Source organism: Pseudonocardia sp. NPDC049154, assembly GCF_040648315.1.
Lineage (GTDB): Bacteria > Actinomycetota > Actinomycetes > Mycobacteriales > Pseudonocardiaceae > Pseudonocardia.
This window is the reverse complement of record NZ_JBEZDN010000049.1, coordinates 30,494-53,429: the sequence shown is the minus strand read 5'-3', so window position 1 is coordinate 53,429 and position 22,936 is coordinate 30,494. Positions and strand designations below refer to the sequence as shown.

The following is a 22,936-nucleotide window of genomic DNA, read 5'->3' as shown; positions in this document are numbered from 1 at the left end:
GGAAATGCTGGCAGACCAACACCCCCTACGACCCCGCCAGACACCGCGCCGCCCAAGCCCATCAACACCGAGCGGCTTGACACAGGGCTACTCAGAGCCCCGCCTGCGCCGCGCGCGCGGTGAGCTCCCGGCGCAGGACCTTGCCGTTCGGGTTGCGCGGCAGGGCCTCGACGAACTCCCACGCCACGGGCACCTTGAACCCGGCGAGCCGGGCGCGGGCGTAGGCGCGCAGCTCCGCCGGGTCGGGGCTCGCGCCCGCGGCCACGAGGAACGCCGTGACGGTCTCGCCGAGGCGCTGGTCCGGCACCCCGACCACGGCGACCTCCCGCACCGCCGGATGGGTCAGCAGCACCTGCTCGACCTCGATCGGGTAGACGTTCTCCCCGCCCCGGATGATCTTGTCCCCGCGCCTGCCGACGAGGAAGACGTAGCCGTCCTCGTCGATGCGGGCGAGGTCGCCGGTGCGCTGCCAGCCCTGCTCGTCCACCACGAACGAGTGCAAGCTGCGGGCCCAGACCTCGCCGACCCCGTCCTCGTCGGGGGACTCGAGGCGCAGCTCGGTGCCGGGGGCCGCGCGACCGACCGACCGCAGCAGATCGGGCCGCTCGCCCGCCGCCAGCCGGTGGTCGGCCGCGGTGAGCACGCTGACCGGTGAGCCCTCGGTCTGGCCGAAGAGGTTCACGAAGTCCACGTGCGGCATGACCTCCTGCACCCGCCGCATGGTGTCGGGATGGATCGGGGAGGCGCCGTAGCCGAGCACCCGCAGGCTCGCCGAGGCGAGCGCGTCCTCGGCCAGCAGCATCTCGAAGACCGTCGGGATGGTCACGCAGTGGGTGGGCCGCACCGCCTCCAGTGCGCGCCACGCATCGACCGAGAAGGACGGGAAGACCGCCAGCGAAGCGCCGTTGCCGAGCGCGACGGCGATGTTCCCCAGTCCGCCGACGTGGTGGAACAGCGAGGTCGCCACCATCCGGTCGGCCGGGTGCAGGTCGAGCAGGTAGCCGTTGACGTCCGCCCGCCTGCCCAGCGGGAACTCCCGCACGTCCACGCGCTTGGGCAGCCCGGTGGTGCCCGAGGTGTGCATGGTCAGCGCGACCCGGTCGGAGTCCGTGCCGGGTTCCAGCGGGTGGTCGCCCGCGGGCTCGCGGTCGACGACCACCACCCGCCGCCGTACCTCGGCGCCAAGCCGGGCCGCCAGGTCGGCGTACGCGGGCTCGGCGAGCAGCACGTCCCCGGGCATCCGGGTCAGGCACGCGAGCAGCTCCGGTTCGGTCATCCGGGGCGCGAGCGGGGCCAGCGGGCGGTCGGCCAGCGCACCCGCCACGAGCAGTGCGACCGAGGTCGGTCGGGTGGTCAGCAGTGCGGGCACCGAGCAGCCCGAGACCGAAGACTCGGCCCGCAGCAGGTCCACCGAGCCCGCGACCATGGACGAGAAGCGGGCCCGCGTCCAGGTCCGCGCGCCCTCCGTGGTGGCCTCGACCAGCGCGATCGCCTCCGGGTCCCGCTCGAGGTGGCTCACCACCCGCTGCGTCCACGTGGTGAGCGGGGACGGCGTGTAGTCCTCGTACACGGGTGCCTCCGGGTGGGTTCTCGGCGCGTTCCACCGGCCCTGACGACGATGCCGGCAATCCGGTTTATCATACAGACAGTTCCGACGGAATCGGTCACGAATCGGAGGACCATGGCGACTCCGGACGGGCACACGACACCCGTGCGCGTGCCCAAGATGGCTGAGATCATCACGGATCGCCTTCGCCGCAGCATCGTGCGCGGGGAGCTCGCCGAGGGGGCGGCACTGCCCTCGGAGGCCGAGCTGATGGCCACCTTCGGGGTCTCCCGCCCCACGCTGCGCGAGGCGCTGCGCGTGCTGGAGTCCGAGGCGCTGATCCAGGTGCGCCGCGGGGCCCGCGGCGGGGCGCGGGCGCAGGTCCCCCGCGCCGCGGTGGTCGCGCGCTACGCGGGACTGGTGCTGCAGTTCCGCGGGGTGACCCTCGACGACCTCTACGAGGCCCGGACCGTGCTCGAGCCGCCCTGCGTGGGGTTGCTCGCGGCGCGCGGCGGCGGGGAGGCGGTGCCCGAGCTGCGCGCCGCCCTGACCCGCCAGCGTGAAGCGGGCGCGGACCCGGAGGGCGCGGTCCGCGCGCACGTCGCCTTCCACGCCCTGCTGGTCGAGCACGCGGGGAACCAGACCCTGCGCCTGCTCATGCGCGTGGTCGAGCACATCGTGGACCAGGCCGACCTGGCCCAGGCGCGCACCGCCGCGGGGTCCTCGCTCTCCCGGGAGGCGAGCAGGCAGGGCCTGGCGGCCCACCGCCGGGTCGTCGACCTGATCGAGGCGCGAGACGTCGAGGGGGCCACGACACTGTGGCACCGCCACCTCGCCGAGGCGCGCCGCTATCTGCGCAGGCCGGAGGTGCGCACGGTGCTCGACCTGCTCGCCTAGGTGGGCGGGCGCCACGATGCCCACGCAAATCGGTAGAAGAGGTTGATGAATTCCGACTGTTCGGTTTAGGGTGTCGCCGATCACGCGATCGTGTGAAAGCGCGCTTCGTGCGCCGAGCCGGAGGAGACCAATGTCGGTCTGGAGATCCATTCGTGGTGTCGTCGCGGCGCTCGCCGCGGGGGCCGTCCTCGCGGCCTGTGGCGGCGGGGGAGGTTCGGACCAGGCTTCCGGGCAGGGTGGGGACACCTTCAAGCTGCTCGCGGTGCTGTCGGTCAGTGGCGCCAACTCGCAGACGGGCGGCATCCCTTCGCGGCAGGCCCTGGAGGCCGGGATCGAGATCCTGAACAAGCAGGGTGGGATCAAGGGCAAGCAGATCCAGATGGACGTCGTGGACATGGCGAGCGACCCGACCAAGGGCGTCGCCAACGTCCAGTCCTACCTGGCCGACCACGACAAGCCGGACGCCGTGTTCGGCGGGCAGTACAGCGCCGAGTCGCTGCCGCTCGCGCCGATCCTGACGCAGGCCGAGCTGCTGCAGATGTCGTCGTCGATCACGCCGTCGCTCGACAACCCGCAGAAGTTCCCGTACGCGTTCCAGCAGTCGATCCCGATCGCGACGATCATCGACGTGCTGGCCACGCACCTCGCGGGCCAGGGCTACAAGACGGTCGGCTACGCCGCGGGCGATGACGAGTCGGGCCACTCCGCGGTCGACGCGTTCACCAAGGTCGCCGCGTCCAAGGGGCTGACGGTCGTCCCGGGTTTCGTGCCCCCGGGCTCGGTCGACGCGACCGCCACCCTGGAGCGCATCCGGGCGTCGAACCCGGACGTGCTCGTGCTCAACGGCGTCGGCCCCGCGGCCGCCACGCTGCTGAAGAGCCGCACCAACCTGGGCTGGACCATCCCCACCGTCGGTGAGGGCACCGCGTTCGCGGCCAACGACCTGGGCAAGATCTCCTCGCCCGCGGACTGGAACAACGTCACGGTCCAGACCCCGAACTGGCAGGTTGCCGGCTCGAACATCCTGAGCGTCCCGGCGTTCAAGACGTTCCTGGACACCTACAAGGCCAAGAACCAGATCACCATCGGCATGGGTGGCCTCGTGTGCATCTACGAGAACCTGATCGCGATCAAGGCGGCGGCCGAGGCCGCTCCCACGACCGGCGGCGCCGACCTGGCCAAGGCCATGGAGAGCTTCGGCCCGACGCCGATCCCGGCGTCCATCTCCTCGCTCTGGATCGGGCCCGGCGGGCTCGGCGCCTCGGCGCAGCACCACAGCAACCAGGCGTGGGGCACGGGTGACTTCACGTTCGTCCCGGCGCAGGCGCTCCAGGACGGCATGGCCTCCGTGCGGACATGACCATCATCTGGGCAGGCCTCGCCCTCGGCTCGGTCTACGCGCTGACGGCGATGCTCTACAACGTCACCGTCGCCACGTCCGGCGTGTTCAGCTTCGCCGCGGCGCAGTACGTGATGATCGGGACCTTCGTGGCCTATGTCGTCAACGTGCAGTGGGGGCTCCCCGCGATCCTCGCCGTGCCCGCTGGCGCGGTGGTGGGCGGGGTGCTCGGGTACCTCACCGAGCTCCTCGCCATCCGCCCGCTCAAGGACAAGACGGGGTGGGCGCCCCTGGTCACGACGGTCGGGGCGGGTGTCGTGCTCGAGGGTCTGGCGTTCGCAATCTGGGGCTCGGACCCGCTGCGGGTCCCCCCGGTGGTGCCGGACCGCGCGTTCGACGCCCTCGGCGGCCAGCTGCAGTTCAACGACCTGCTGCTGATCGTCCTGGGGATCGTGCTCTGCTTCGGCGCCCATCTGCTGCACAAGCGCAGCCGGTGGGGGCTGATGGGCCGGGCGATGACCGCCGACCCGGACAACGCGGCCGCGCGCGGCATCAATGTGCGCGGTCTGGTCACCGGCTCGTTCGTGGTGGCGGGCGCCGTCGGCGGCGCACTGGGGATCGTCGTGGCACCGAAGACCGAGACGCTCTTCTCGGTCGGCACCGTGCTCGTGGTCTACGCCTTCGCGGCGCTGACGGCGGGCGGGTTCGGCAGCTACGTCGGCTGCTGGGTCGGCGGCATCGTCATCGGCCTGCTCCAGGCGCACACCGAGCGTTACGTCGGCAGCTCCTACCCGCTGCTGCTCATCTTCCTGCTGGTCCTGGTGGTGCTACTGGTGAAGCCCACCGGGTTGTTCGGCGACAGACGGGTCAGGTTGGTGTGACATGACCGCCTTCGTACGCACGGTCTCGACACAGGTACCCCGGCGGCTGTGGATCATCACGCCCATCGTGGTGGCGCTCTTCGCGCTGCTGCCGGCGATGGGGTACCACGGCGGCATCCTCCGGCAGCTGATCCTGATCGCCATCTACACGCTGGTGGTCAGCGGGCTGAACCTCAGCTTCGGCTACGCGGGGGAGGTCGTCCTCGGCCAGGTCGCCATCCTGGCCCTGGGTGCCTACATCACGGCCATCCTGAGCACCAACGGCGTGACCGACATCGGGCTGGCGCTGCTGCTGTCGCTGGTCGCCTCGGCGATCCTCGGGCTGGTCACCGGCCTGCCCGGGCTGCGGCTGAGCCACCTGGCGCTCGGGCTCATCACCTTCTTCCTGGTGCTGCTCGTGCCGCCGGTCGCGCTGGCGTTCTCGAACGTGACCGGCGGCTACACCGGCCTGGTCGGGCTGATGACCCCGACGCTGTTCGGGTCACCGATCAAGGGGACCGTCGGGCTCTACGTGGTCAGCGTGGTGCTCGCCGGGTTCTGGATCTTCGTGATGCGCAACCTGGTGCTCTCCCGCTACGGGCTCGCGCTGCGGGTGCTCAAGGAGAACCCGCTGCTGGCGTCGTCGCTGGGGCTGTCGGTGCTGCGGCTGCGGCTGAGCGCCTACGTGATCGGCAGTCTGCCCGCCGGGCTGGCCGGGGTGCTCTTCGCCTACGCCACGGCTTACGTGGCGCCGGCGTCGTTCACCCTCACCCTGTCGATCGCGGTGCTGGCGGCCTCGGTCGTCGGCGGGTCGCAGAGCATCTACGGCGCCGTGCTCGGCTCGGCGCTGCTGGTGCTCGGCCCGCTGAGCGCCCAGGGCTTCGAGCGCTACTCGCTCGTGGTCTACGGCGCGTTCCTGCTGCTCGCGGGCACCGTCCTGGCCATGGGCCTGACGGGTGCGGGGCGCGCGCTGTTCGTCCGGCTGCGGACCCTCTTCTCCGGCGAGCGGGCCCGCCACGCCGCGCCGACCGGGCCGGTGGACCCGTCCGAGGCTGCCGACGCGGCGGACGCCGAGGGGACCCCGCGCGCGGAGCTGATGCTCCCCGGCGAGGTGCTCGAGGTGTCCGGCGCGACGAGGGCGTTCGGTGAGGTCAAGGCGATCACCGACGTCGACTTCCGGGCCGAGCCGGGCCGGATCACCGCGCTGATCGGCGCGAACGGCGCAGGCAAGACCACCCTGCTCAACGCCGTGTCCGGGGCGATCACCCTGGACTCCGGCACGGTCCGGATCGGCGACCGGGACGTGACCGCGCTGCCGGTCGCGACCCGGGCCCGGAAGGGCATGGGCCGGAGCTTCCAGACCCCGATGATCCCGTCGTCGATGACGGTCATGGAGGTCGCGGAGTCCGGCTCGCTGGTCGCCGGGCCGCTGCGGCCGATCGCGGCGATCCTGCGGCTGCCCGCGTTCCGCAAGGAGCGCCGGGAGAACCGCGAGACCGCCCGCACCGCGTTGGAGCTGGTGGCGCTCGGGGACCGGGCGAACGTGCCCGCCTCCGCGCTCCCGCTCAGCACGCGGCGGCTGCTGGAGGTCGTAAGGGCGGTGGCGGGCAGGCCCCGCGTGGTGCTGCTCGACGAGCCCGCTGCCGGCATGGACGACGACGCGATCGAGGAGCTCCGGGCGCTGCTCAAGCAGCTGCGTCGGGCCGGCGCCACGGTGGTGCTGATCGAGCACAACATCTCGTTCGTGCTCGAGATCGCCGACGACGTCGTCGTCATGGAGCTGGGGAAGGTGATCGCCGCGGGTCCGCCGGAGCAGATCCGCACGGACGAGCGGGTCATCGCCAGCTACCTCGGCACCAAGCACGCCGCGGCCGCGAGCCGCGCCGACGGGGAGGGCGGGGCATGAGCACCACCGAGTCCGGGGCCGATCCCGGGTCGTTGGAACCGCTGTCGAACGAGCGCGGTGAGCCGGTGCTGGCCGCCGCGGGGCTGCGGTTGGGCTACGCCGACCTGACCGCGGTGTGGGACGTCGACCTGGAGGTCCGCGCCGGGCGCACCACGGCCCTGCTGGGGCGCAACGGCGCGGGCAAGACCACGTTGCTCAAGGGCCTCGTCGGGCTGCTCCCGGCGAAGGCGGGCCGGGTGACGCTGCACGGCAAGGACGTCACCGGGGCCCCCGCCTGGGAACGGGTGGGCCGGGGGCTCGCGATCGTCCAGGAGGGCAAGCGGATCTTCCGCAACCTCACGGTCGAGGAGAACGTCACCGTCTCGGTGCCGCGCCGGATGCCGCGCGCCGAGCGGGCCGCCGCGCTCGACCGGATCTGGACGGACTTCCCGGTGCTCACCGAGCGGCGGGGCCGCCTGGGCGGTGAGCTCAGCGGTGGGCAGCAGCAGATGCTGAACATCGCGAGCGCGATCGTGGCCCGGCCGACCGTGCTGTTGGTCGACGAGCCGTCGTCCGGGCTGTCGCCCATGGCCGTCGAGCAGGTGCTCGGAGTGATCGACCGGCTCCGCGCGGACGGGCTCGCGATCCTGCTCGTCGAGCAGGTGATCGAGGACGTCCTGGGCGGCTTCGCGGACGACGTCGTGCTCATGGACCAGGGGCGTGTGCTGCTGCGCGAGGACGCGGAGAACGTCTCCTTCGACCTCGTCGCCAGCACGATGTTCGGGTCCGGCGCGGTGTGAGGCGGCCCGGGCCCGGCGCCCGGCGCACGACCTGAGGCGGCGGTCGCCCCGATGGGGCGGCCGCCGCCGTCGGTGTCAGCTCGCGGCCCAGCGCTCCTCGGCGAAGGCCCGCACGACGCCGCGGTGCTCGGCGTCCTCGGGTGTCGCGCCCATGAACACGGTGTGGCCGGCCGCCTCGAAGACGTGCAGGTCCGCGTGAGCGCCCGCCCGCCGCAGCGCCCGGTGCAGCCGCACCGTGTCGGACAGCAGGATGTCCCGGGTGCCGGTGGTGAGCAGGGTGGGCGGCCACTCGGGCCCGAACTCGCCGAAGATCGGCGACAGGTACGGGTTGCGCGGGTCGTGCAGTCCCACGTACCACTCGGCGAGGGGGCCGAGGTGTCGGACGAGGACGTTGTCGAGGCCCAGGTTGGTGTTCACCGAGTCGGATTGCAGCGTCATGTCCACCAACGGCGTCCGCAGGACGAGACCGGCCGGCATCGGGAGGCCCTCGTCCTGGGCGCGCAGCAGCGTTGCGGCGGCCAGGTTCGACCCCGCCGACGTGCCGGCCAGCACGATCTCGCTCGGCTCGTGCTCCGCGAGCAGCGCGCGGTACGCGGCCACGCAGTCGTCCAGCGGTGCGGGGAAAGGGTGGTCCGGGGGCATGCGGTAGTCCACGCCCCACACCGTGACGCCCAGGGCCACCGCGGCGCCCGCGGTGGTGATCTGGCACATCTCGCCGGCGCCGAGGAGGAACCCCCCGCCGTGCAGGTCCAGCAGGACCCGGCGGTCGTCCGGGGTGTCGCCCGGCGGACGGGCGACGTAGACCAGGGCGTCCTCGTGACGGCGCTCCTCGATGTCGACGCCCATGTCCTTGGGGCGAAGCGCGTAGACCCGCAGCAGCGCCTCGTCGATCCCCTTGGCCATCGACCGCCAGCCCTCGGCGTCCTCGCGTGCGGGCCACGGCTGGGGCGGGAACTCGTAGGGGGGCCCGGTGTTGCCGCGGATGATCACGGCCTGCGCCTCGGCGCTCACGGAACCGGGGACCGGGATCTCACGTGCCGGAAGATGCAGCACGGGTGGTTCGTCACTCATCTGTGGACGCTCCTCGGAGACACAATAGTTCAACTGAACGGTACCGGTTTCGCCACTCGCTCCGGGTCCGCCGCGACTCGCTCCACAGGTCCGGACGTGGGGGTGCCGGTCGAGCGGCCGGGCGAGGCTTTACCCTCCGCCCATAATCGGGTAGACCATCAAACAGTAACTGCGATGACGCTGGAGGACTCCATGACCGACACCGCCGAGCCGGCGACCGAGGCCCCGGAGCCCATCGTGCTCGAGGAGACGGCGGACGGGGTCCGCGTCGTCACCCTGAACCGCCCGGACCGGCGCAACGGGTGGTCCCCGGAGCTGGAGGCGGCGTACTTCGCCGCGTTGGATCGCTGCGATGCCGACGACGAGGTCAAGGCGGTCGTGGTGACCGGCGTGGGGCGGTTCTTCTGTCCGGGCCTGGATCTGACCCGGTTGGCGAAGGTGGCGGGCGGTGGGTTCAGCCTCGCCGGCCGCCCGCCGCAGTACCGCCCCCGCCGGCTGCGCAAGCCGTTGATCGCCGCGATCAACGGGGCGTGCGCCGGGATCGGGCTGGTCCAGGCACTTCAGGCGGACGTGCGGTTCTGCGCCGAGGAGGCGCGGTTCTCCACGGCGTTCGCCCGCCGCGGGCTCGCGGCCGAGTACGCGATCAGCTGGGTCCTGTCGCGCTACGTCGGCGTGGAGAACGCGTTGGACCTGCTGCTCTCGGCGCGCACGTTCGACGCCGCCGAGGCACACCGGCTGGGCCTGGTCAGCAGGCTGCTGCCGCGCGAGCGGGTGCTCGACGAGGCCGTCGCCTACGCCCGCGACCTGGCCGCGAACTGCGCGCCCGCCGCGATGGCCGCGATCAAGCACCAGGTCTACACCGACCTGGAGACGGGCCTCGAGGACGCGATGGCCCGCTCGCTGCAGGTGATGGTCGCGTCGAACACGTTCACCGACCTCGCCGAGGGTGTGGCCGCGCCCGGGGAGAAGCGGCCGCCGCGGTTCGCCCCACTCAGCACGGCCTACGACGCCGACGAGGTGACGGGTAGGCCGGTCCCCGGCGCCACCCTGACCGCCGACGACGTGCTGGGAACGGACTAGAGCGCGCGTCCCGCGGATCATCCAGCCGGTGTCCGCTCTCACCCGGACCGGACCGGACCGGAACCGACCGCCGGGCGAGGATCAGCCGCGCGCCGCCAGCTCGGCCAGAGCGTGCAGCTGGTCCGCGTAGTGGGCGGGCGAGGTCGACATCGGATGCACCACCAGCCCGCGGGCGCCGGCCTTGCGCAGGATGTCGAGCAGGGTGGTACTGCGGTCCGGGTCGCCGAGCGGGTCGAGCCGCTCGCCGCTGGCGTAGTACACCAGGGCGGGGGTTCGGCCGTGGCGCTGCACCGCGTCCCGGACCCGGGGCTCGTCGAAGACGGCGATCGCCTGTTTGGCCAACAGACCGAACGGTGACCAGATGTCCGCGAACTCCACGGCTCGCACCAGCGACCGTCGCGACCGGCCGCCGATCCAGGTCGGGGTGCCGGGGCGCAGGCCGGGGTCCACGAGGTAGTCCCGGTAGTCGTAGTGGGTGCCCGAGTAGGAGGCGACCCGTTCACCCGAGGCTGCGGTGATGGCGCGCAGCGCGTCGTCCGCCTGCGCCCCGCGGCCCTCGAACGGGGCTCCGAGCAGTGCGAACTCCTCCTCCAGGGAGCCGACGCCGACACCGACGTCCACGCGGCCGCCGGAGAGCCGGTCCAGGGTCCCCAAGCGCTTCACGACCTCGAGCGGATGGTGGTAGGCGAGCACCAGCACGTAGGTGACCAGCCGGATCCGCTCGGTGACGGCGGCCAGGTATCCGAGTGTGGTGAAGGGGTCGTAGTAGCGCGCACCTCGGGTGCCCTCCCGGGCCAGCGGCAGCGCGACGTGCTCCGGCGCGCACAGGTACCGGAAACCGGCCGCCTCCGCGGCGCGGGCCACCTCGGCCAACGCCGCGGGATCCGCCTCGACCTCCCACGGCGGCGCCTCCAGGGCGGGGGGCAACGTCGTCTGCGGAAGCATGATCCCGAGTTCCATGAGACTCCTCGCACTCGCGGCGCCCTCCGATGGACGCCGCTTGGAGTGTAATGAGTTATCTCTTAAAGTGAGATCGACTCCATCCCGACGGTGTGCGATCGGAGACCCCATGAGCGAACCGACGGGTGTCCTGCTGGGTTCGGACCACAGTTCCGCGGCACAGGTGGCCCGTCGTGCCGAGCTCCTGGCCGCGGTGCTGGCGGCGGGCGACCACGGTCCCTCCGGCACGGTCGTGCTGGCCGCATGGAACTCGTTCCTGCCGCTGGAGGTGTCGCCCGCGGTGGCGGCGGCCGGGCTGCGCGTGGTCCTGTTCAACCCGAAGGCCACGGCAAGCGAGCTCGCCTACGTGCTGGCGGACTCCGGCGCACGGCTGGTGATCGGGCATGCAGACGTCCTGCGCCGGCTGGGGGAGGGGATCGGGTCGGACGTGACCGTGGTGGCCGCGCGCACCCCGGAGGCCGTCGCCGCCGTCCGGTCGGACGCGGACGCCACCGTCTCCCCGCCGCCCGGTGCGGTGGACTACGAGGAGTTCCTGGCGCGCGGGGCCACTCTGCCGGCGCCCCCGCCCGGCGAGTCCGCGCTGAGCGCGCTGTTCTACACCTCGGGCACCACCGGCAGGCCGAAGGGCGTGGTCCGCCCCGCCCCGACACCGGCGGAGGTCCGCAGGCGCCGCGAGGTCACCGACACCTGCTACGGCGTCACCGCGGAGAGCCGCGGCCTGCTGACCACCCCGATGCACCACATGTTCGGCTCGAACTTCGCGCTCACCCTGCTGCGCCGGGAGCGGCCGCTGGTGATCATGCCGCGCTGGGACGCCGAGGAGATGCTGGCGCTGGTCGAACGCCACCGGATCACGAACCTGACCATGGTGCCCACCATGTTCGCGCGGCTGCTTGCGCTGCCCGAGCGGGTCCGCGCGGGCTACGACACCTCGTCGCTGCGGCACGTCCTGCACACCGCGGCGCCCTGTCCGCCCCACGTCAAGCGGGCGATGATCGAGTGGTGGGGCCCGATCCTGTGGGAGCAGTACGGCACCTCGGAGACCGGCGTGGTGACGCTGTGCGACTCCGCGGAGTGGCTGGCCCACCCGGGCACCGTCGGTCGGCCGTTCCTCGGCAGTGTCGTGCGGGTCTACGACGACGAGGGCCGGGAGTGCGCGCCCGGCGAGGCCGGCACCGTCTACGCCCGGATGCCCGGCACCCCGGATTTCACCTATCTCGGCAGGCCCGACGACCGCGCCGCCGTCGAGCGGGACGGGCTGGTGACCGGTGGCGACATCGGGATGCTCGACGCCGACGGGTACCTCCACATGCGGGACCGCCGTGCGGACCTGGTCCTGGTGAGCGGCGTGAACGTCTACCCGGCAGAGGTCGAGGCGCAGGTCGCCCGGTTCCCCGGGATCGCGGACAGCGTGGTGTTCGGCGTGCCGGACGAGGACCTGGGGGAACGGGTCGAGGCGGTCGTCGCACTCCTGCCGCAGGCTCCGGCGGACACGGTGGAGCGGTTGCGGGAGTTCCTGCGCAGCGAGCTGAGCGGGTACAAGGTGCCGCGCGCGTTCCACGTCGTCGACGCCGTCTCCCGGGACGAGTCCGGCAAGGTCCGGCGCCACGCGGTCCGGGCGGCCTACGCCGGTCGGCACGGCGCGGGCGGTGCCGGATGAACGTGCCGGGCGTTCCCGAGCCCGGGTCCCGGCGACCGAGCGGTCGGTCGTGACCCGGGCCGGCGCCGTCGCGGCGGGCCGCCCCGAGGACCCGGCGACGAGCGGGCAGGCGGTGCGCTCGCTGGCGGTCGCGGTGTTCGCGCTGGTCGCCACCATCCTCCCCAGCTATCTGCTGGGGACCCTGGCCGTGTCCATGGGCCCGGAGCTCGGGCTGACCCCGGCGCTGCTCGGGGTGGTGGTCGCCTGCCGCTTCGCCGGAGCGGCGGTGAGTTCGCCGTTCGCCGGGCGCTGGGTCGAACGGCTGGGACCCGTACAGGGCCTGCGGCTGCCCGTGCTGGCGCTGGTGGTGGTGCTCCTGGTGATCGGGCTGCTCGTCCGGCAGTGGTGGGTGCTCGCCCTGCTGATGGTGGTCGGCGGGGTGGCGCTGGCGACCGTGCAGCCCGCCGCGGACGTCTGGGTGTCCCGTCGGGTGCGGGCGGAGCACCAGGGGCTCGCCTTCGGGTTCAAGCAGGCCGCGATCCCCGCGGCCGCGCTGCTCGCGGGCTCCCTGGTGCCGACGGCGCTCGCGGCCTGGGGGTGGCGACCGGTGTGGGTGGTCGCGGCCTGTGTCGCGCTGCTCGCCGGGGTCGCCGTGCCGTGGCGCGCCGGGGCGACGGGCGCAGGGACGGGGCGGGCGCGCCTGGACCGTACCGGGGACGAGCCGGTGTCCTCGCTGGTCTGGCTCGCCGTCTCGTTCGGGCTGGCCAGTGTCGCCGTCGTCAACCTGACGACCTTCCTGGTCGTCGGCGCCGTCGACGCCGGGCTGGGGGAGGGCGCCGCCGGGCTGCTGTTCGGGCTGTCGGGGGCGGCCGGGATCGTCGCGCGGGTGGCGCTGGGCCGCCTGGCCGACCGCACCCGGTGGGACCTGCTGGTGCTGCTCGCGTGCCTGCAGGTCGTCGGGGCGGGCACGTTCGTGCTGCTCGGGCTGGCCGGGCCCGTCGGGTACCTGGTCGGAGCGCCGCTGGCGTTCGTGTTCGGGCTCGGGTGGCCGGGGCTGATGATGCTCGCGGTGGTGCGGGCCAGCCCGCGGGCGCCGGGGGCCGCCACCGGCATGGCCAACACCGGGTCGTTCGTCGGGTCGATCCTCGGCCCGCCCTGTTTCGGGCTCGTCGCCGCCCATGTCGGCTACCCGGCGGGGTGGTTGGGCACGGCGGCGAGCCTGCTCCTGGCGGCCGCGGCCGTCCTGGTCGCCCGCGCGGGGCGCCGTCGTTCCTAGCGCACCACCGCGCCTCGACCACCGCACGAGCGGCGCCGCCCCGCCGAGGGTGTGGCCGCGCCGAGAGAAGGGACCACCACGATGGGGCTCACAGAGCCGATCGTCGCCCGCGTCGGCGGCCGACGATGAGCGCGCTGCGGATGGGGTTCCGCCCGCCCCGGCAGCTGTTCGCCGAGCCGGCTCGGCTCGCGGCGCTGGTCGAGGCCGCGGAGGCCGGCGGGCTGGACCGTTTGGTCGTCGGGGACCACGTGGGGTTCCGTGGCGGCCAGGGGTTCGACGGGCTCGTCCAGGCCACCGTCCTCGCCGCGCTGAGCAGCCGGATCGGCGTGGGCACGGCGGTCTACCTGCTGCCGCTGCGCCATCCCGTACCGGTGGCGCGGCAGGTGGCCTCACTGGCGGACGTCGCCCCCGGGCGCGTCGAGTTCGGCGTCGGGATCGGCGGCGAGGACCCGGCGGAGTACCGGATGTGCGGGGTCGACCCGCGCACCCGCGGGGCCCGCGCCGACGAGGCGTTGGCGATCGTGCGGCCGCTGTTGGCGGGGGAGTCCGTCACGTTCGCCGGCCGGCACTTCGCCGTCGACGACGTCGTGTTCCGACCCGCGCCGCGGCTGCCGGTCCCGATCCTGGTCGGCGGCCGGTCGGAGGCGGCCCTGCGCCGGACCGCGCGGTTCGGGGACGGCTGGATCGGGGTGTGGATCTCACCCGAGCGTTTCGCTGCGGGCGTGTCGCGAGTCGCCGAGCTGGCCGAGCAGGAGGGCCGCGCGGACACCCCCTGGCGCCACACCCTGCACGTGTGGTGCGGGATCGGTCCGGACCACGAGCGCGCCCAGGCCCTGCTCGCCGCGGAGATGGAGGCGCTGTACGCGCAGCCGTTCGCCCGGTTCGCGCGGTACTGCCCGGCAGGAACCCCCGAGGACGTCGCGCAGGCGCTCGCCCCGTACGTCGCGGCCGGCTGCCGGGACGTCAACCTCATCGCCGTGGCGCCGGACGACGAGTCGGCGCTCGAGGGCACCCTCGCGGTCCGCACGTTGCTGACCCAGTAGTGTAATGAGTAATATGTTTCGGGTCGTCTAGAGCCGAGACCGACGTCGGCCGGAACGGAGTCGTGGGATGACGTGGGTGCAGTGGGTGCTCGGCATCCTGACCGTGGCAACGGCCGTGGTGGCGGTGGCGTTGGTGTGGCGGACGACGGCGAGCATGGTCGCGACGATCCGGCTGGGTCAGCCGGACTCGTCTCGCACGGGTCCGTTCTGGCCGCGCCTGGGCGTGATGGCCAAAGAGGTGCTCGGCCACACGCGGATGATGAAGTGGTCGCACGTCGGTGTGTTCCACTGGCTGGTCATGGTGGGCTTCGGCGGGCTGATCCTGGCGCTGGTCGAGGCGTTCGTCGAGGTGTGGAACCCGCACTTCCACCTGCCGATCATCGGCGAGTGGGGGCCGTACTCGCTGTGGGTGGAGATCCTCGGCGTCGGGACGATCGTCGGCATCGTGCCGCTGATCATCTACCGGCAGGTGAAGAACCCGCGCCGGCTCGGACGGACCTCGCGGTTCTACGGCTCGAACATGGGCCGGGCGTACTTCGTCGAGTTCGTGGTGTTCCTCGAGGGCGCGGGGATCCTGATCGTGCGCGGCGCCAAGGACGCGCTGGGCTACTTCGACGTCCCGGCCTGGTCCGCGCCGGTCTCGCTGGCGCTGGGGTCGGTGCTGCCGCCGTCGGAGGCGCTGGTCAGCGTGTTCGCCGCGATCAAGGTCCTCTCGGCGATGATCTGGCTGATCGTGCTCGCCGCGAAGCCGACCATGGGTGTGGCCTGGCACCGGTTCACCGCGTTCTTCAACATCTACTTCAAGCGCGAGGCGGACGGGCGCAAGGCGCTGGGCGACGTCAAGCCGATGACCTCGAAGGGGAAGGTGCTCGACCTGGAGGAGGCCGACCCGGACACCGACGTGTTCGGCGTCGGGAAGGTCGAGGACTTCTCCTGGAAGGGCCTGCTGGACTTCACCACCTGCACCGAGTGCGGGCGGTGCCAGTCGCAGTGCCCGGCGTGGAACACCGAGAAGCCGCTGTCGCCGAAGCTGCTGGTCAACGCGCTGCGTGACCACGCCTACGCCAAGGCCCCCTACCTGCTCGCGGGCGGCTCGAAGGACATGACCGGCGACGAGGTCGGGCTGACCGGGGACGACGCCGAGGCTCGCCTGGCGGCGATCCCGGAGGCCGCGGTCAAGGAGGCCGAGCGGCCCCTGGTCGGCGGCGAGGACGTCCTCGGGGTGATCGACCCGGACATCCTGTGGTCCTGCACCACCTGCGGCGCGTGTGTCGAGCAGTGCCCGGTGGACATCGAGCACGTCGACCACATCGTCGACATGCGCCGCTACCAGGTGATGATCGAGACCGAGTTTCCCACCGAGCTGTCCGGGCTGTTCAAGAACCTGGAGAACAAGGGCAACCCCTGGGGGTTCAACCAGAAGGACCGCCTGGCCTGGGCCGAGGAGCTGCCGTTCGAGGTCCCGGTGTTCGACGGCGAGCTGTCCCCAAACACCGAGTACGTCTACTGGGTCGGCTGCGCCGGCGCGTTCGACGACAACGCCAAGAAGACCTCGAAGGCCACCGCGGAGCTGCTGCACCGGGCCGGGGTGAACTACGTCGTGCTCGGTGCCGAGGAGACCTGTACCGGTGACCCGGCGCGGCGCGCGGGCAACGAGTTCCTGTTCCAGATGATGGCCCAGCAGACCGCCGAGATGCTCAACGCGGTGTTCGAGGGCCGCGAGCCCGGCACCCGCAAGATCGTCACGACCTGTCCGCACTGCCTGAACTCGCTGTCGCGGGAGTACCCGCAGCTCAGCCAGGACGGAGACGGTGGGGGCCACTACGAGGTCATCCACCACACCCAGCTGCTGAACAAGCTGGTGCGCACCGGCAAGCTCGTCCCGGTCGCCGACTCCGACAGCGGCCGGAATGTCACCTACCACGACCCCTGCTACCTGGGCCGGCACAACGAGGTCTACGAGGAGCCGCGCGAGCTGGTCTCCGCCGTCGGCACGCTGACCGAGATGCCGCGGCACGCGGACCGCTCGATGTGCTGTGGCGCGGGTGGGGCGCGGATGTGGATGGAGGAGCGGATCGGGCAGCGGATCAACATCACCCGCACCGCGGAGGCCGTCGAGACCCTCGGTGCCGGGGGAGGTGACGGGGCGGCCGGCACCATCGCCGTGGGCTGCCCGTTCTGCCGCACGATGATCGGCGACGGGCTGACCGCCCAGCAGGCGCAGGGCTCCGGGGAGAACATCCAGGTCCGGGACGTGGCGCAGATGCTGCTCGCGTCCGTCCAGCGCGGGGACGCGCAGACTCCCTCCCCGAAGTCGGTGGCGGCGACCGAGGGCGACGTGGAGCAGACCACGGACTCGCCGCTGACCGAGAACACCCCGGCCTCGGCGGCCGACGCGGGCACCGCACCCGCTGACGCCACTCCGGAGGCGGGCTCGGTCACCAAGGAACAGACCGACCCCGCGCCGGCCTCGACCACCGACGGCCCCGACGCCGACCGCTCCGAGGTCACCACGGAGAAGAACGACGAGGCCCTAGCCGGCTCGGCGAAGGACGGCCCGGCCGAGACCGAGGACGGTCCCGCCAAGGACGCGTTGATCTCCGACTCCCCGACCCCGGGCACCGAGGCGCAGCCGGAGACCGACCCGATCACCGGCCACGGCCAGGCCGCCAAGCCGGAGACTAACGGCCACGCCAAGTCCGACTCCACGGCGAAGCCGGACAACAACTAGCGCAACCCCGTCCGGGGTCGTGTCGATGCACACCGCACGCCCCGGACCATGATCCTCCCGAGCGTCACCGCAGCGCCGCACCAGGCACGCTCACGTCACGCTCGCCGGTCCGGCGGAACGGGCCGACCGTCTTGACAGTCCGGCGTGGCTACATGTTGCATGTAACTGCGAGGCTGTCCGGGTGCGTTCCCGAGTTCCGGTCGGCCTTTTTCGCCCCCGGTCGACGGCGCCGTCACGTGTGCCCCGCTGGGATCCCAGCGGCTCGCGCCGGCGAACACGACAGTGACGGGACGGTTCATGCACGCAGGTCAGATCACGCCCACTCCCCGCCTCAGCGCCACGGCGCTCGCGTTCCCCCCGCGCCCGGTGGCGCAGGACATCGCCGCGTTCGCCGAGGCCGGGGTGCCCTCGATCGGGGTCGCGGAGTGGCGGCTCGAGGAGCAGGGCTGGGACTCCGAGCTCGCGGTCCTCAAGGACTCCCCGGTCCCGGTGGCCTACCTCCTCGCCCCGAGCTTCTTCACCCTCGAGGACCCGAGCCGCTGGCCCGCCGAGCGGGAGCGGCTGCTGCGCGTGGCCTCCGCGGCCCGGGACGTCGGGGCGAACCTCGTCTACGGCACCACCGGACCGGCCGGTTCGCTGAGCTTCGAGGCCGCCACCGAGGCGTTCGCCGAGGCCGCCGCCCCGGTGGTCGAGGCCGCCGCCGACCTCGGCGTGACGATCTGCTTCGAGACCACGAACCAGCTGCGTCAGGAGCTGGGGTTCACCTACACGTTCCGGGACCAGGTCGTGGTCTCCGAAGCGAGCGGCATGCCGATCTGCCTCGACCTCGCCTGGACCTGGCGGGAGCGCGGGCTGGTCGAGCTCGTCGCGGCGAACGCCGACCGGATCGCGATGATGCAGGTCAGTGACTACATCCCGCCGTCGACGTCGATGCCGGACCGGGCCGTCCCGGGCGACGGCATCGTGCCGCTGAAGGCCCTGCTCGCCGGGATCCACGCGGCCGGGTTCCGCGGCCTGGTCGACGTCGAGCTGCTGGGTCCCCGGATCGACGCCGAGGGAGCCGTCCCGGCGCTGCGCCGCGGCGTCGCCCGGGTGGCGGAGCTCCTCGCCGCTCGGACCGCGGGGGTGTGACCGATGACCACGGAGCCGACCGACCCCTGGTGGTACGTCCCCGAGCACACCAAGGTGCGCTACGACGAGCGCTGCCACAGCATCCCGAACACTCTGCGCCAGACGGCGGCCCGCCTGCCCGACGCCGAGGCGCTCGTCGCCGAGGACGGCAGGCGCACCTTCGCCGAGCTGGAGGGCGACATGCTCGCGTCGGTCCGCGCGGTGCGGGCGCTGGGCGTGCGGCCCGGGGACCGCGTGGCGTTGTGGGCGCCGAACTGCGGCCGCTGGATCGTCGCCGCGCTCGGCGTGCTCGGGGCCGGCGCGGTCCTGGTCCCGGTGAACACCCGGTTCAAGGGTGAGGAGGCCGCGTACGTGCTGCGCCACAGCGGCGCGACCGCGCTGCTGACCGTCGACGGCTTCCTCGGCGTCGACTACCCGCGCATGCTGCGCGAGGCGGACCCAGAGCTGGCCGTACTGGCCCCCGGGCGCACGGTGCTGCTGTCCGGGCAGGCGGACGACACCCAGCTGAGCTGGGCGGACTTCCTGGCCAGCGGCGCGTCCGTGCCGCTCGCCGAGGCGGAGGCGGCCCTCGACGCCGTCGGGCCGGACGACCTGTCGGACATCATGTTCACCTCGGGGACCACCGGCTACCCGAAGGGCGTGCAGCTCACCCACCGCCAGTCGCTGCGCGCCTACGGGCACTACTCGCTGCTGATGGACTTCCGTCCCGGAGACCGGTACCTGATCATCCCGCCGTTCTTCCACACGTTCGGCTACAAGGCGGGCTGGTTGTCCTGTCTGATCCACGGCACCACGATCATCCCCACCGCCACGTTCGACGTGGCCGACGCGCTCCGCACCATCGACCGCGAGCGGGTGTCCATCCTCTTCGGACCGCCCACGATCTTCCATGAGATCCTCGACTCGCCCGAACGTGCGTCGTTCGACCTCACGTCGCTGCGGATGACCATGATCTCGGCGGCCACCGTGCCGCCCAGCCTCGCGCAGCGGGTGGCGCGCGAGCTGAAGCCGGAGGCGATGCACGGCGGGTACGGGCTCACCGAGGCCAGCTCCTACTCCACCTACGTAGTCCCGACCGACGACTTCGAGGCCGTCACGACGACGGTCGGGCGGCCATCGTGGGGAGTCGAGGCGAAGATCGTCGACGAGCAGGGCCGCGAGGTCGGGACCGGCGTCGAGGGCGAGCTGTTGCTGCGCGGCTTCAACATCACCGCGGGGTACTGGGACGAGCCCGAGCGCACCGCCGAGGTGATCGACGCCGACGGCTGGCTGCGCACCGGTGACGTCGTGACGCGGGACGAGCGGGGCTACATCCGGGTGACCGACCGCAAGAAGGACATGATCATCGTCGGCGGGTTCAACGTGTACCCCGCCGAGGTGGAGCGGATCCTCGTCGCGCACCCGAAGGTCGCCGCGATCGCGGTGGTCGGCGCGCCGGACCCGCGGATGGGGGAGGCGCCCGTCGCGTTCGTCGTGCCCCACCCCGGGTTCGACGCTGCGGAGTTCCGCGCCTGGGCCAAGGAGCACATCGCGAACTTCAAGGTGCCGTCGCGCGTCGAGGTCGTCGCGCAGCTCCCGCGCAACGCCAGCATGAAGGTGCTCAAGAACGAGCTGCGGGCGCGGCTCGCCGAGCCGGTCGCCCCGTGACCGACCTGACCGGGAAGGTCGCCCTGGTCACGGGGGCGGGCAGCGGGATGGGCCGGGCGCAGGCCGTCGCGCTGGCCGCGGCCGGGGCGAAGGTCCTGGTCAACGACCTACCCGGGGGCTCGGCCGAGGCCGTCGCCGCCCAGATCGGGGACGGGGCCGTCGCCGAGCCCTGCTCGGTGGACTCGTTCGCGGCGGGGCAGCGGCTGGTGGACCGCGCCGTGGCGGAGTTCGGCGGCCTGGACATCGTGTGCACCACGGCCGGGACCTACCGGATGGGCCCGCTCGACGAACTGTCCGAACAGGACTGGGACGCCGTCGTCGGGGTCAACCTGACCGGCACGGTCGCACCCATCCGGGCCGCCCTGCCGGTGCTGCGCGAGCGGGGCGGCGGCAGCATCGTGACGATGAGCTCCGACGCCGGCACCGGGGACTTCTTCAACGGCGTGTACGCGGCGACGAAGGAGGGGGTCGTCGGGCTGACCCGGGCGGTGGCCCGCGAGTACGCCCGGTACGGGGTCCGCTGCAACGCGGTGCGGCCGCGCGCCTTCGACACGGGCATGGCGAACGAGGCGTCCTGGCGGGCCATGTACGACTTCGACCGGGCCTTCGGCGGCCCGCCCTGCGGGGTCCACCGGTATAGCCCGCGGGTGGGCACCGCCGCGGAGGTCGCGGCGATCGCGGTGTGGCTCTGCGGTCCGGAGGCCGCCCACGTGAACGGCCGCGTGCTCCAGGCGGGCTGCGGCGAGATCGGTCTCTGGCGCGAGCCGGAGGTCGTGCGCTCGGCGTACCGACCGGCGGGCGTCACCCCGGAGGCCCTGCCGGACATGGCGATGCAGGTCCTCGGCGGCGTGACCGATCACTACCGGAGCCTGCCGGCGGAGGCCTACGCGATCCTCGACGCTCGAGTGGCCCGGCAGCGCGCCAAGACCGGGCCGGTGCCCTGAGCGAGCGCCTTCGCGATCTCCCCCCACCGACCTCGCTGCCGTTCCCGTCTCGGGACGGGCGGCAGCGGCGACTACTCCGCGCCCGCTGTCGGGATCCCGAGCTCGCGCAGCACCTCGGCGGTGTGCTCGCCGACCCCCGGTGCCGCCCGCCGGTACTCCACGGGGGTGCCGGCGAGGCGGAACGGGGCGGCGACCGAGCCGATCCGCTCGCCGCCCGCGCCCTCCAGCCAGACCTCGGGGGAGAGCCCGCGCTCGCGCGCGTACGCGAAGGCCTCGGGCACCGTGTGCGCGATTCCCGCGGGCACCCCGGCCGCCGTCAGCACAGGGAGCCACTCGGCGGCGGGCCGCTCGACCAGCGCGGACTCCAGCTCCGCGCGCAGCGCGTCGCGGTGAGCCACCCGGTCGGCGTTGCGGGCGAAGCGGGGGTCGGCGGCGAGCTCCGGGCGACCGAGCGCCCGGGCGAGCCCGTCGAACTGCCGGTCCGACGCCACCGCGACGGCCACCTCCCGGTCCTGCGTCGCGTACGACGCGTACGGGGCGATGCTCGGGTGCTCGGTGCCCAGCGCCCGCGGCTTGAGCGCGGCGTTGAGATGGTTCCCGGCCTGGTTCGCCAGGCTCGCCAGCAGCGAGCTCATCAGGTCGACCTCCACGAGCTGGCCCCGGCCGGTGACGACCCGGTGCGTCCACGCGCCGAGCACGCCGATCGCCGCGTAGCAGCCGGTCAGGATGTCCACGACCGGGAAGCCGACCTTGACCCAGGGCCCGTCGGTCGGTCCGGTGACCGACAGCAGCCCGCCCACGGCCTGGAGCAGGAAGTCGTTGCCGAGCGCGCCCGGGCCGGCGTCCGGCCCGAAGCCGGAGATCGCGCAGTACACCAGGCCCGGGTTCGCCGCGGACAGGTCCGCGTACCCGAGCCCGAAGGTCTCGGCCACGCCCGGCCGGAAGTTGTGCAGCAGGATGCCGGCCCGCGCGGCGAGCTCGGTCGCCGCCTCGCGCCCCTCGTCGGCCTTGAGGTCGAGCGCGACGCTGCGCTTGTTGCGGTTGGCGGACTGGAAGTACACGCTGCTGCCGTCGCCGACGAACGGCGGGCCCCAGGTCCGGGCGTCGTCGCCGCCGGGCTGCTCCACCTTGACGACGTCCGCGCCCATGTCCGCGAGCATCATCGCCGCGTGCGGCCCGGCCAGCAGCCGGGTGAAGTCGGCGACCAGCACGCCCGCGAGCGGGCCGCTCACGGTGCGGCCCGGAAGGCGATCGTCGCCGTGGCGACCAGCGCGGGGCGTCCGTCCGCGGTCGCGATCTCCCCGCGCGCGACCGCCGAGGTCCGGCCCTGCCGCACCCGGGTGCCGGTCACGTGCACCGGCCCGCCGTCGGTGCCCGCGGCGCGGTGGTACTCCACCGACAGCGACAGCACCTGCGGCACACGGGTTCCCGGGTCGAGCGACGCGACCGCCGCGAGCTGCGCCAACAGGGCGCCCACACCGCCGTGCAGCGTGTACGACCGGTTGCAGAGATCACCGACCCGCGCCAGCCGGAACGCGACCGTGCCGTCCCCGCGGAGGAGTCCGTCGATACCCAGGGTGCGGCTCAGCGCGTCGGCGGGCTCGCCCGCCTCGGGACCCGGCGGGGGTTCCGTGACCCGCAGCGGCGGCCCGCCGGGACGGCGCGCCCACCAGCTGGTGGCGCGCCCGAACGTGCGGCCGGTCCCGTCCCGCAGGTCCGCGATTGCCGCCACGAAGTCGCCCGGCGCCGAGCCCAGGGGGGCGACCGGACCCGGCCGCGCCCCCTCGACGCGGGCGACCGCCTCGACCACGCCGGAGCCCGGAGGTGCCCCGAACAGGTCGAGCGTCAGCGCCGTCGTCGAGAGCCGGACCTGTCGGTCCACGAGCGCGACCGCGGTGCCGGAGGCGGAGTCGGCGACCAGCGCCGCCAGGCCGGGCCCGATCGGGCCGAGCGCGGACTCCCACCTCCCGTCGTGGTCCACAGCGACGTGGACCCCCTCCCCGGACACCCGGCATCGCAGGTCCAGCGTCGCGATGGCGGGAACCTCGGCCAGGTAGGCCGGGGCGGACTCGACCCCGGAGGACACC

At 73.1% G+C, this 22,936-nt stretch carries 18 protein-coding genes; 13 read left to right on the top strand and 5 right to left on the bottom strand.

The features are described 5' to 3' along the window. Positions 1-91 precede the first annotated feature (91 nt). Entirely contained in the window at positions 92-1,570 is a 1,479-nt protein-coding gene (locus tag AB0B41_RS22630; RefSeq protein ID WP_358206382.1) for a fatty acid--CoA ligase family protein, read from the bottom strand. A gap of 156 nt (positions 1,571-1,726) precedes the next feature. On the opposite strand from AB0B41_RS22630, the gene AB0B41_RS22625 reads away from it, so the two are divergent. The 5 genes from AB0B41_RS22625 to AB0B41_RS22605 all read left to right on the top strand — a co-directional run bounded on the left by AB0B41_RS22625 (position 1,727) and on the right by AB0B41_RS22605 (position 7,327). Continuing rightward, positions 1,727-2,443: an FCD domain-containing protein gene (locus tag AB0B41_RS22625; RefSeq protein ID WP_358206380.1), complete on the top strand. Its 717-nt coding sequence runs from the start codon at positions 1,727-1,729 to the stop codon at positions 2,441-2,443. Between the two features lie 130 nt (positions 2,444-2,573). Beyond that, complete coding sequence (locus AB0B41_RS22620; RefSeq protein ID WP_358206378.1) at positions 2,574-3,803, top strand: ABC transporter substrate-binding protein; 1,230 nt, start codon at positions 2,574-2,576, stop codon at positions 3,801-3,803. Beyond that, on the top strand, positions 3,800-4,663 hold the full coding sequence (locus AB0B41_RS22615) for a branched-chain amino acid ABC transporter permease (RefSeq protein ID WP_358206376.1): 864 nt from the start codon (positions 3,800-3,802) through the stop codon (positions 4,661-4,663). Before AB0B41_RS22620 ends, AB0B41_RS22615 begins: the two co-directional genes overlap by 4 nt. Before the next feature lies 1 nt (position 4,664). Then, entirely contained in the window at positions 4,665-6,548 is a 1,884-nt protein-coding gene (locus AB0B41_RS22610; protein WP_358206374.1) for a branched-chain amino acid ABC transporter ATP-binding protein/permease, read from the top strand. Further along, positions 6,545-7,327, top strand: coding sequence for an ABC transporter ATP-binding protein (locus AB0B41_RS22605; protein WP_358206372.1), 783 nt, complete (start codon positions 6,545-6,547; stop codon positions 7,325-7,327). Before AB0B41_RS22610 ends, AB0B41_RS22605 begins: the two co-directional genes overlap by 4 nt. A 75-nt stretch (positions 7,328-7,402) precedes the next feature. Here AB0B41_RS22605 and AB0B41_RS22600 read toward each other — a convergent pair whose 3' ends face one another. Next, positions 7,403-8,398: an alpha/beta hydrolase gene (locus tag AB0B41_RS22600; RefSeq protein WP_358206370.1), complete on the bottom strand. Its 996-nt coding sequence runs from the start codon at positions 8,396-8,398 to the stop codon at positions 7,403-7,405. Between the two features lie 174 nt (positions 8,399-8,572). On the opposite strand from AB0B41_RS22600, the gene AB0B41_RS22595 reads away from it, so the two are divergent. Then, positions 8,573-9,478, top strand: coding sequence for an enoyl-CoA hydratase-related protein (locus tag AB0B41_RS22595; protein WP_358206368.1), 906 nt, complete (start codon positions 8,573-8,575; stop codon positions 9,476-9,478). A gap of 81 nt (positions 9,479-9,559) precedes the next feature. Here the strand turns inward: AB0B41_RS22595 and AB0B41_RS22590 are convergent, their stop codons facing one another. Then, complete coding sequence (locus AB0B41_RS22590; protein WP_358206367.1) at positions 9,560-10,438, bottom strand: TIGR03619 family F420-dependent LLM class oxidoreductase; 879 nt, start codon at positions 10,436-10,438, stop codon at positions 9,560-9,562. A gap of 109 nt (positions 10,439-10,547) precedes the next feature. On the opposite strand from AB0B41_RS22590, the gene AB0B41_RS22585 reads away from it, so the two are divergent. From AB0B41_RS22585 to AB0B41_RS22555, 7 genes are all read left to right on the top strand, one after another. Then, complete coding sequence (locus AB0B41_RS22585; protein WP_358206366.1) at positions 10,548-12,098, top strand: AMP-binding protein; 1,551 nt, start codon at positions 10,548-10,550, stop codon at positions 12,096-12,098. A 49-nt stretch (positions 12,099-12,147) separates the two neighbouring features. Then, complete coding sequence (locus AB0B41_RS22580) at positions 12,148-13,353, top strand: MFS transporter (protein WP_358206364.1); 1,206 nt, start codon at positions 12,148-12,150, stop codon at positions 13,351-13,353. 125 nt (positions 13,354-13,478) lie between these two features. Then, complete coding sequence (locus AB0B41_RS22575) at positions 13,479-14,396, top strand: LLM class flavin-dependent oxidoreductase (RefSeq protein WP_358206362.1); 918 nt, start codon at positions 13,479-13,481, stop codon at positions 14,394-14,396. Positions 14,397-14,463: 67 nt separating this feature from the next. After that, the gene (locus AB0B41_RS22570) at positions 14,464-17,127 is read left to right on the top strand and encodes a heterodisulfide reductase-related iron-sulfur binding cluster (RefSeq protein WP_358206360.1); all 2,664 of its coding nucleotides are present in this window, start codon (positions 14,464-14,466) and stop codon (positions 17,125-17,127) included. A gap of 297 nt (positions 17,128-17,424) precedes the next feature. Further along, positions 17,425-18,258, top strand: a complete 834-nt coding sequence (locus tag AB0B41_RS22565; RefSeq protein ID WP_358206358.1) for a sugar phosphate isomerase/epimerase — start codon at positions 17,425-17,427, stop codon at positions 18,256-18,258. 3 nt (positions 18,259-18,261) lie between these two features. Continuing rightward, positions 18,262-19,905 (top strand): AMP-binding protein, encoded by a 1,644-nt coding sequence (locus AB0B41_RS22560; RefSeq protein WP_358206357.1) that lies wholly within the window; start codon positions 18,262-18,264, stop codon positions 19,903-19,905. Continuing rightward, positions 19,902-20,849 (top strand): SDR family NAD(P)-dependent oxidoreductase, encoded by a 948-nt coding sequence (locus AB0B41_RS22555; protein ID WP_358206355.1) that lies wholly within the window; start codon positions 19,902-19,904, stop codon positions 20,847-20,849. The genes AB0B41_RS22560 and AB0B41_RS22555 overlap by 4 nt, the downstream gene beginning before the upstream one ends. Positions 20,850-20,920: 71 nt before the next feature. Here the strand turns inward: AB0B41_RS22555 and AB0B41_RS22550 are convergent, their stop codons facing one another. Next, entirely contained in the window at positions 20,921-22,081 is a 1,161-nt protein-coding gene (locus AB0B41_RS22550) for a CoA transferase (RefSeq protein WP_358206353.1), read from the bottom strand. Beyond that, the gene (locus AB0B41_RS22545; protein ID WP_358206351.1) at positions 22,078-22,935 is read right to left on the bottom strand and encodes a hotdog fold thioesterase; all 858 of its coding nucleotides are present in this window, start codon (positions 22,933-22,935) and stop codon (positions 22,078-22,080) included. The genes AB0B41_RS22550 and AB0B41_RS22545 overlap by 4 nt, the downstream gene beginning before the upstream one ends. Position 22,936 lies beyond the last annotated feature (1 nt).